The sequence below is a fragment of the Bacillus sp. 7705b genome (assembly GCF_002289525.1).
In the GTDB taxonomy this organism is placed as follows: Bacteria; Bacillota; Bacilli; order Bacillales; family Bacillaceae; genus Bacillus; species Bacillus halotolerans.
In genome coordinates this window covers 26,045-35,666 of sequence record NZ_NSDH01000068.1, presented here as the reverse complement: position 1 = coordinate 35,666, position 9,622 = coordinate 26,045, and the positions used below count along the sequence as shown (strand labels likewise).

General features: G+C 42.3%; 11 protein-coding genes and 1 pseudogene. 6 read left to right on the top strand and 6 right to left on the bottom strand.

Going from position 1 to position 9,622, the window contains the following annotated elements:
• Positions 1-15 precede the first annotated feature (15 nt).
• Positions 16-654, bottom strand: a complete 639-nt coding sequence (locus tag CJU60_RS20925) for a YktB family protein (RefSeq protein ID WP_095714835.1) — start codon at positions 652-654, stop codon at positions 16-18.
• A 238-nt stretch (positions 655-892) separates the two neighbouring features.
• Here CJU60_RS20925 and CJU60_RS20920 point away from each other — a divergent pair, with 238 nt between their 5' ends.
• The 3 genes from CJU60_RS20920 (at position 893) to CJU60_RS20910 (ending at position 2,458) form a co-directional block, all read left to right on the top strand.
• Entirely contained in the window at positions 893-1,081 is a 189-nt protein-coding gene (locus tag CJU60_RS20920) for a hypothetical protein (protein ID WP_010334110.1), read from the top strand.
• A 137-nt stretch (positions 1,082-1,218) separates the two neighbouring features.
• Entirely contained in the window at positions 1,219-2,016 is a 798-nt protein-coding gene (gene suhB / locus CJU60_RS20915; protein WP_095714834.1) for an inositol-1-monophosphatase, read from the top strand.
• Complete coding sequence (locus CJU60_RS20910) at positions 2,003-2,458, top strand: GNAT family N-acetyltransferase (protein ID WP_095714833.1); 456 nt, start codon at positions 2,003-2,005, stop codon at positions 2,456-2,458. Before suhB ends, CJU60_RS20910 begins: the two co-directional genes overlap by 14 nt.
• Positions 2,459-2,557: 99 nt before the next feature.
• Here the strand turns inward: CJU60_RS20910 and CJU60_RS20905 are convergent, their stop codons facing one another.
• The 3 genes from CJU60_RS20905 to CJU60_RS20895 form a co-directional block, all read right to left on the bottom strand.
• A complete protein-coding gene (locus CJU60_RS20905; protein WP_024121270.1) occupies positions 2,558-3,472 on the bottom strand; it encodes a class I SAM-dependent methyltransferase in 915 nt (304 codons plus the stop codon).
• Between the two features lie 232 nt (positions 3,473-3,704).
• On the bottom strand, positions 3,705-3,803 hold the full coding sequence (locus CJU60_RS21990) for a hypothetical protein (protein WP_240312854.1): 99 nt from the start codon (positions 3,801-3,803) through the stop codon (positions 3,705-3,707).
• Between the two features lie 338 nt (positions 3,804-4,141).
• Positions 4,142-5,707 (bottom strand): M4 family metallopeptidase, encoded by a 1,566-nt coding sequence (locus CJU60_RS20895; RefSeq protein WP_095714832.1) that lies wholly within the window; start codon positions 5,705-5,707, stop codon positions 4,142-4,144.
• Between the two features lie 350 nt (positions 5,708-6,057).
• Between CJU60_RS20895 and CJU60_RS20890 the strand changes: the two are divergent.
• Positions 6,058-6,246 (top strand): annotated as a pseudogene (locus CJU60_RS20890) (sigma factor-like helix-turn-helix DNA-binding protein); the annotation flags it as partial.
• On the top strand, positions 6,243-6,536 hold the full coding sequence (locus CJU60_RS20885) for a zf-HC2 domain-containing protein (protein WP_095714831.1): 294 nt from the start codon (positions 6,243-6,245) through the stop codon (positions 6,534-6,536). The pseudogene CJU60_RS20890 and the gene CJU60_RS20885, both read left to right, overlap by 4 nt.
• A gap of 44 nt (positions 6,537-6,580) precedes the next feature.
• Here the strand turns inward: CJU60_RS20885 and CJU60_RS20880 are convergent, their stop codons facing one another.
• Both CJU60_RS20880 and CJU60_RS20875 read right to left on the bottom strand, forming a co-directional pair.
• Positions 6,581-7,186 (bottom strand): hypothetical protein, encoded by a 606-nt coding sequence (locus CJU60_RS20880; protein WP_095714830.1) that lies wholly within the window; start codon positions 7,184-7,186, stop codon positions 6,581-6,583.
• A gap of 272 nt (positions 7,187-7,458) precedes the next feature.
• Positions 7,459-7,647: a YlaF family protein gene (locus CJU60_RS20875; protein WP_095714829.1), complete on the bottom strand. Its 189-nt coding sequence runs from the start codon at positions 7,645-7,647 to the stop codon at positions 7,459-7,461.
• A 111-nt stretch (positions 7,648-7,758) separates the two neighbouring features.
• Here CJU60_RS20875 and typA point away from each other — a divergent pair, with 111 nt between their 5' ends.
• Positions 7,759-9,597, top strand: coding sequence for a translational GTPase TypA (gene typA, locus CJU60_RS20870; protein WP_095714828.1), 1,839 nt, complete (start codon positions 7,759-7,761; stop codon positions 9,595-9,597).
• The last annotated feature ends 25 nt before the right edge of the window (positions 9,598-9,622 follow it).

The window sequence follows — 9,622 nt, the reverse complement described above, 5'->3', positions numbered from 1 at the left end:
GGTCCCGGCTCTTTTTTATGCTTGTGATACTTTTTGGGTTAAGCGGTACAGAAATGCAAGCTGCTGGAAGGCATCGTCGATTCGCTGAAGGAATTCTTGGTTATTCATCTTCAGCACCTCTTCTTTTTGAAGCTGAATGCCGCATAACAGCTCGGCTTTCTTTATGGTCTGCAACCGTTCCAACAATGTCTTGAACTGTTCCTTGTCCATTTCTGACTGCTTATGGACCCCCGGTTTTGTGTGATCCGCAGACCACACAAAGCTGTCTGGAATGTGATTTGTAACGCTGTCTTGATTCGCTTCAAGCAATTTGCCGTATTCTTCTTTTATAGGGGACTCATAAATGATCGCGAACCATACAAAAACATGGCTCTCCCACAAGCCGATTTGAAAATGCGGCAGTTTTTTATAGCCTCTTTTGCTGTTTGCGAATGCCACCCAGCTGTCTGCAGGAGGGTTGACTGATCTCCTTGCATGCTTGGCCACATGGGGAAACATTTCATCTCCGGTTAAAGCGGATAATGTTGGGGCAAAGTGCTCGCCTAAAGCAGTCAGCTTCGGACGAACCCGTTCTTTTAACACCTCCATGCGTGCGTCTAAGCCGTCTATTGTAAATGTGTTAAAGTCTTCTTCAGTAAAACGCATTTGTGTCATGATTTTCCTCCTTCATGCTAAGTATACATATTTTATCACAGTTAGAACGCGCAGCAAAAAGATGAGCACGCGTTTGAAGAGAGGGGGAATGTGGTAATAAACGAATAGGTAAACACACAATTTTCAGAATCATGTTACAGGTAAATAGAAGAATCATAGGATATAAGAAGTATCATTGTTGAATGGCAAAATGGGATGCTTTTTTAAAACAAATGATCTCTGGAAGGGGCGAAAGACAATGAGGCAAGTTGTGAAAGAGGGATTTAGGGAAGAGAAAAACAACCGTGTAGCTGTCTGGAGACTAGAGGTTGATTATGAATTGGCAACCCTTTATGAGGCAATGCAAAAGGAAAATGACGAACAAATTGAGCTAAGCAAAAACAAACTTGAACGTCTCAGAAAAGAATGGATTCGCCTCAACGGGTAAAAAGCTATAGTGAAAACGAACCGCGTGAATGGTTCGTTTTTACGTGAGAAGGCATATTTTTCATTTTCCTTGCTTTTTCACCGCCGTTATCAGTATCCTATAAAATAAAGGTCTACATAGAAAAGAGGTACGCATGAATGACAAATTGGACGGAAATTGATGAGACTGCAAAGAAATGGATAAAAGAAGCAGGCGCAAGAATTAAACAGTCGATGCACGAAAGCCTGACAATTGAAACAAAATCAAATCCGAATGATTTAGTCACAAATATTGACAAGGAAACGGAAAAGTTTTTTATTGACCGCATCCAAGAAACCTTTCCGGGGCATCGCATACTCGGAGAAGAAGGACAAGGAGACAAACTTCACTCGTTGGAAGGTGTCGTCTGGATTATCGATCCGATTGACGGCACGATGAATTTTGTGCACCAGCAAAGAAATTTTGCAATCTCAATCGGTATTTTTGAAAATGGAATTGGCAAAATCGGTTTAATTTACGATGTGGTGCATGATGAACTGTATCACGCGTTTAGCGGTAAAGGTGCTTATATGAATGAAACGAAGCTGTCTCCTTTAAAGGAAACCGTTATTGAAGAAGCGATTCTAGCCATTAATGCGACATGGGTGACGGAAAACAGAAGAATTGACCCGGGTGTGCTGGCACCGCTTGTGAAAAGGGTGAGAGGAACACGCTCTTATGGCTCTGCCGCTCTAGAACTGGCAAACGTCGCTGCGGGAAGAATTGACGCTTACATTACGATGCGGCTTGCTCCTTGGGATTACGCAGCCGGCTGTGTGCTGTTAAACGAAGTAGGGGGCATTTATACAACGACTGAAGGGGAACCGTTCACTTTTTTAGAAAATCACTGTGTGCTGGCCGGAAACCCATCTATACATAAAACAATATTTGAAGAGTACCTTCATGCTGAAAAATAGACCATTTGAACAGGATGACCTCAGTTGGTTAGAGGAAATTGCGGAGGCTCATCCTGTTTGGAAAAAGGAAGAGTTTGGGGAAAAATATGCAGAAAGCTATATGATCTCCTATTCGATGTATAACGGATCATGGCTTGTTTGGGAAAAAGACGGTCTGCCTGTTGCCGTCAGCTATCATCTCGAATGGGCTCCTTCCAACGGAAAGCCATGGCTGGGAACAGTGCTGGTTGATCCTGCTGAAGAAAGAAAGGGACATGCCAGGAAGATCATTGAACAGATCGGCCAATCGCTTCAAGACAAACATAGAGCACTATTTACAGCGGTTCCGATTGACCGGAATGAATGGATACTGTTTTTGAGCCAATGCGGCTTTGAACAGCTCAAGACGGAGAAAGATGAGGCAGATAAGCCGTACATAATCATGGTAAAGCCTTTAGTTTAAGCTGCCGTATACATGACGGCAGCTTATTTTCATGTGCAAAAAAACCTCCCAATCCTTCACCGTCGATTGAGAGGCGAGCCTGGTGAAGAACCAGGGGGGTTATTTTTTTACGGCATGTATATAATGAATGGTTTCAAACGCTGACAAATAATCCGCTCGTTTCTTGAAGAAAAAGTCATTGATTTCGGCTGGTGTTACATGTTCATAGATGAGTAAACCAGCTGAATCTAATGCTTCTTCGATTTCAAGATAAGTAAAACACGATTTCATCGGTTCACCGCTTGCTGAAGCCATTTTCACCATATGTTCAACTCTATTAGACTTTCCTTTTGTTTCAAAGAGCGTTTCGTCTGCGTAATCAAAAACGATAGAGCTTCCGGAGGGGACATGGGCAAATAATTGGTTAAGCAGGCTTTTATTCTCTTCTTCCGTCAAATAATAAGAAACGCCTAAAAGGCTGAAGAACGTTTTTTGGTTATCAAAGCCTTCATCTAAGAGAGGCTGATATGAAAACGTTTTGGTAAAGTCCATAGGAACCAAATGAAGATTCGCTGGAATAGTAAGCCTTGCATCATCCAGTCTTTTCTTTTTCAATTGCTGTGTAGCCGGGTAATCAATTTCAAATATGTCTAAGCTGTCTTCCAGCTCTGGATGCCGGAAGCAGAATGTATCTAATCCGGCGCCAAGAATGACATACTGTTTTGCTCCCAGCACCACTTCGTTGTGAAATACTTTCTCACAATATGCTGCTCGAGCTAAGGGCGTAGGGGAAAGCTGGACTTGTGTAATCCACTTTAGTATCTCTTCTGGGTCATCTTGAAACTTTCGGGCAATATCTTTATTGAAAAACTGTATGCCTTGTATCATATTTTGACTAATGTCGGAAAACTCTTTTTCAGAAATAAGGTGTTTGGCAATATAATCGTCAAAAATTTTAGGTGTATCATATTGACTGTGATAGGCTCGGCTAAATGCTGATATCAAAGCTGTTAAACTGGACTCATTTTCCCTCATATCATGTCCTCCTGATAAACAAAAATAAGATTCCCCTGGCCAGGAGAACCTTATTATACACACAAAAATATTAATAGTAAATTATAGCATAAATAAAAATTTTTGTCAATATATTTGAGGTTGGAAGAGTAAGATTCTTCTATTCAATTTTTGGCTGTTTAAATGAGAATGAAAGAATGTTTTTACAATACGAAGTGTATGGTCTTGGGTAAACCGATATGTCCGGCACCTTTTACTTTATACAAAACTCATCATGACCTGCTTTTGTAAGTGCCCTGTATAAATCAGCGCTTTGCTTATACAGAACAACGTCATCCTGATCACCGCACATAATGAGAAGCGGAGTCGCCTCGCGATGAACATAAGCGGCTTGGGCCTAGCTCTAGAACCTGAAGTTTATTTGTTCGGGTCCAGCAGTCGGGATGAGAGTTTTCATGAGTGTGGAAAAGCTCACCTTCTTCAACAATCTCTTTTGACATCGATGAAGCCCGATTTTTTTAACAATCGGCTGATTTGGCGGATAATGACCGAGTTTGTATTTACACTGTCTGCGATTTGTTCAGAGGCAAGGTGGTCATATGTACGGCTATCATGAAACAGCTGCTGATTTTTAAACAAACTTGAAAATCAAGAAAAAGCCTGAGATATCTCAGGCTTTTCATTTAGAAATTACAAACCGACGGCTTTCCAGGCTGCTTCAACTTTTGCGGCATCAGTTGAGCCATAAAGGTCACGGGCAGACTGAATGAGGGCGGCCTTCGCATCTTTGAAAGTGGAATAAGGCGTAAGGTACGTTGTTAACGCACGGTAATAAATCTGCTGTGATTTAGATATGCCTAGGCTTGTAATGGTGTTATAAGCGGCTTTGTTTGGAATTCCGCTGTTTATGTGTACACCGCCGTAATCGCCTTCATCTGTATTCGGAAGGTTTTGATAGTTGGCGTAATTGTCAGGCTGGTCATATTTTGTCGGATTGGACAAACTGCGGAGAGCCGGCTGGCTGACCGTAATGTCTTCACCGATATCCCAGTCTTCTGTATCAGTGAAATAACCGAATACATCAGAGAACGACTCGTTTAATGCCCCAGGCTGGTTTTCATAGACAAGGTTGGCTGTTTCTTGAGTGACACCGTGTGTCATTTCATGCGCCGTCACATCCAATGAGCCGGAAAGCGGGGAGAAGAAGGAGCCGTCTCCATCACCGTAAATCATTTGATCCCCTGTCCAAGCGGCGTTATTATAACGGCTGCCGTAGTGAACAGAAGAAACGATTTTACTGCCTTTGTTGTCATAGCTGTTTCGTTTAAACGTAGAGTAAAAATAATCGTACACTTTACCCAGGTTATAGTGGGCATCTACAGCTGCGCGCTGTGATGAAGTTGTGAATTTATTTGTTGTGCTTGAGACAAGTGTTCCCGGAAGGCGGCTTTGTCTGTTTTGTAAATCATACGTGATAATTTGAGTGCCGGTTGGTTTTGACAGATCTCTTAAAACATATTTGCCGCTTTCATAAGAAATATTCAGAGGAACTGTTGCGCCTTTTAGTGTTGTCCCTGATCCTGTTGCGGCTGCATGTTCTACTTTATTTTGCTGTTTTAAAATGGTGCCTGATTCGGCATCCACTAAAACTTCCCAGTTAGCAGGTTCAGGTTCGATATAGCGAATCGTGACATCGTAAGCCAGACGATAGCCGCCGTCCTCTGTTTCTACCGCTTTTAACTCTGCTTTATCGCTGTTTTTTGCGCTTCCGTTAGAAACGGCGTCAGGTGATTTGCCAATGGCTTTAAAAGCGAGTGCCAGTGCTTTGTCAGAGGATACCTTTTGGCTGTTTTCTGTTTTTGAAGCAGACTGATTGTGCAATTCTCCATTGATCGCATAGACATTGTCAGATTTATCGACGTGAACGATCACTTGCGAATCTTTAATAGGCACTCCGTTAATGACAGGCACATATCGAAAGTGCTTGTACCCAAGAGCGTCAGTTGTGCTTTCCACAAGTTTCAGTCTTTTGGCGGGATCGCCTTTAAACACTTTGCTGTTCTTTTTCAAAAACTGTTTGACAGCTTTGTCATTTGGAGCAGAGAGCTCTGTTTGTGCAATGGCGCTTTTAGGGAGAAAGTTTGTTTGATTCTCCTTAAGCTGGTCATTCTCAGCAGCCTGAACACCCGGAAGGCCGATTGATAAACTCATAAACGAAGCAGCGACAACGACGGACAATTTCTTACCTAAACCCACAATAAATCCCCCTTTTTGAAAATACTGAAAAATCTTTATATTGTTATATTAAACGAGCAATCTGGTATTCTCAACAAAAACTAACATAACTAGACAAAATTGATAGGATTGTCCTGTGTTTATTTTTGTTGAATAATATCAAGATGAGTCAAGTGTCATGTGATGGATAAATTGCAAGAGTTATGTCGTCTTTATATCGAAGGGGGGGAGATGAGAAATTTTTGGTTTTTATTGAAACTTTATAACAAGCGGCTTGTCTAACCGGATGAGGCCTTAATAAGAAGTAAAGGATTGTTGTTCGTGTTTGATTTATTCAGTCATTATGTATTGCATTTTGAACAGATATACTGCAAGAGCTCCTGCAGCTAAAGGATCAGCACCAAACCGTTTTGATTTTAAGAGAATTTCAAGAGCTTTCTTATGAGGAAATCGCCGAAATCTTAGGCTGGAGCCTTTCGAAAGTGAAAACCACTCTTCACCGGGCTAGATTAGAGCTCAAGAAAAACATGACGAAAAGAAGAGAGGAGGAGCGGATATGATCTGCTTTCTAGTAAGAGACCTTCTCCCTCTGTATATTGAAGGTGATTGCAAAAAAGAAACGGAAAACTTCATTGAAAAGCATATGAACACCTGCCGCAGCTGCAGAGAAATGTTTGAACAGATGTCTGAGCCTTTTGAGTTTAAAGATGAACAGCCCCCTCAAGATGCTTTTCTGCCTGAAGAAGAAATCCGTTTTAAACAAAGATACTATGGTTTGCTGATTATTAAAGCAGCCTTCTGGTTTGGAGCTGTGTTTGCTGTGATGCTGATCATCAAACTGCTGATATAAAGGACAAGCGCTTGCCGGATTTACGGACAAGCGCTTTTCTTACATTAAGCTTGCGGATGAAGCATTTGGTAGATGGCTGCAAGCTGTTCTTGAGACAGTGCACCGAAGAGCTTTTCATAAAAATCAGCCTGCTCCGGTGTCGCACCAGCTTCTAAAGCTGCATCTTTATCAAAGCTGTACGCTCCATCTTCTGTAACAATGGATGCCTGCAGAATATGAATTTTAAGGGAAACAGCGGCGAAAAATTGGTCAAGCGCGAGTGCTTCTTTTTCTGTGAAGCCGAGCTCAACAGCTTTTTCTGTATCAAATTTGTAGCTGCCGTCTTCAACATACACACATTGTGAAACAATATCGAAGAATTCAGATGTCGATTCCCACAATTTTGCAATGATTTGAGCCTCTTCTTGTGTCATTCCTAACTCGACAGCTTTTTCACTGTCAAAATAATAAACCCCGTCTTTTTCATATATACATTGATTTAATAAATCGAAAAATGTATTCAGGTCTTCATTTGTGATTGTCTCCTGCAAAGCAGGTGTGCTGTGACTAACTGTTTTTGCGCTTGCGGCATCGGGTCCGAAAGTAAGCAGGGTGGCTGAGGTCAGTGCGGCAGTTGTAAGTATGGCTTTTTTTACAAATGGTTTCTTCATGTTTCGTCTCTCCCTTTTGTGAATTGTGGTACAAATCCCATTATAGGGAGAGGCGGGTGTGAGGAAAATAGGCTTTATGGTAGTTTGTGTATATCAATGTCGAACCACTTTTGTTTGGTTAAAAGTGTCATATTTAGAACGATTGTCCATGAATGGATGTTGTTTTGCTTCTTCCCGCCTAGGAAACAGGGGAGATAAGCCTTACGCAACGAAAAAACACCGCATTCATTTGCGGTGTTTTTGATTACAATGTCTTTAGCAAGGATAAGCTTTTAATCGAGTAATCCTTGCTCGCGCATTTTCTTTTTTAACGTAAATCCGCTTCCCATAACGGCGCAAACGAGCACAATGCTGGCGATAATGCCCCACGTGCTTTTTTCGGCGATAAAGACGCCGATCAGCATTATGCTGAAAACCGCTGCAAATGCAAATAATAATAAAAGCCAATTCATTTTTTTCATATTTCCATCCCCTTTTACGTCTTATAATAAGTTTACAGAAAAACGTGACGCTTTTAAAGAGGATGTGTGGTATAATATGAAAGTTATCTAATTTTTTTAGGAGATGAAAAAGTGAAACTTCGAAATGATCTTCGCAACATCGCGATTATTGCCCACGTTGACCATGGGAAAACGACTCTAGTCGATCAGCTTTTACACCAGGCTGGTACATTCCGTGCCAACGAACAAGTTGCTGAACGCGCAATGGACTCAAACGATCTTGAACGCGAACGCGGCATTACAATTTTGGCGAAAAATACTGCGATTAACTATAAAGATACACGCATCAATATTTTGGATACCCCTGGACACGCAGACTTTGGGGGAGAGGTAGAACGGATTATGAAAATGGTTGACGGCGTACTGCTTGTCGTTGACGCATATGAAGGCTGCATGCCTCAAACTCGCTTCGTTCTGAAGAAAGCTCTTGAGCAAAACTTGAACCCGGTTGTTGTTGTGAACAAAATCGACCGTGATTTCGCACGTCCTGAAGAAGTGATCGATGAGGTTCTTGACCTGTTCATCGAGCTTGACGCAAATGAAGAACAGCTCGAATTTCCGGTGGTATATGCTTCCGCGATTAATGGAACAGCGAGCCTTGACCCTAAGCAGCAAGATGAAAACATGGAAGCTTTATATGAAACGATTATTAAGCATGTTCCGGCACCTGTTGAGAATGCAGATGAGCCGCTTCAATTCCAAGTTGCACTTCTTGATTATAACGACTATGTAGGCCGTATCGGAATCGGACGTGTTTTCCGCGGTACGATGAAAGTCGGTCAGCAGGTTTCTCTTATGAAGCTTGACGGTACAGCTAAATCATTCCGTGTGACAAAAATCTTTGGTTTCCAAGGCTTAAAACGGGTGGAAATTGAAGAAGCAAAAGCGGGAGACCTCGTTGCGGTTTCCGGAATGGAAGATATCAACGTCGGTGAAACAGTCTGTCCTGTAGAGCATCAAGAACCGCTTCCGGTGCTTCGCATTGATGAACCGACACTTCAAATGACATTTGTCGTGAATAACAGCCCGTTTGCCGGCCGTGAAGGGAAATATGTAACAGCCCGTAAAATTGAAGAGCGCCTTCAGTCACAGCTGCAGACTGATGTCAGCTTGCGTGTCGAGCCTACAGCTTCTCCAGATGCTTGGGTGGTTTCCGGCCGCGGTGAGCTTCACCTGTCTATTTTAATTGAAAACATGCGCCGTGAAGGCTATGAGCTTCAAGTGTCAAAACCTGAAGTTATCATCAAAGAAATTGACGGTGTACGCTGTGAGCCTGTAGAGCGCGTGCAAATTGATGTTCCGGAAGAGCATACAGGCTCTGTAATGGAATCAATGGGAGCGCGTAAAGGTGAAATGATCGATATGATTAACAACGGTAACGGCCAAGTCCGTTTAATCTTTACAGTGCCTTCCCGCGGATTGATCGGTTACTCAACAGAGTTCCTGTCATTAACACGCGGCTTCGGTATCCTGAACCATACGTTTGACAGTTACCAGCTGATGCAGGCGGGCCAAGTCGGCGGACGCCGTCAAGGTGTGCTTGTGTCAATGGAAAACGGAAAAGCGACATCTTACGGAATTCAAGGGATTGAAGACCGCGGTGTGATTTTTGTTGAACCTGGTACTGAAGTTTATGAAGGAATGATTGTCGGAGAGCATAACCGTGACAACGACCTTGTTGTCAATGTCAGCAAAATGAAACAGCAGACAAACGTCCGCTCTGCAACAAAAGATCAAACAACAACAATTAAAAAAGCGCGCATCATGTCTCTTGAAGAATCTTTAGAGTACTTAAACGAAGATGAATACTGCGAAGTAACGCCTGAATCCATCCGTTTAAGAAAGAAAATCCTTAATAAAAACGAACGTGAAAAAGCGGCTAAAAAGAAAAAGACAGCAGGATTGTCTTAATCCCTTGCAGAATTTGAAAAGATAG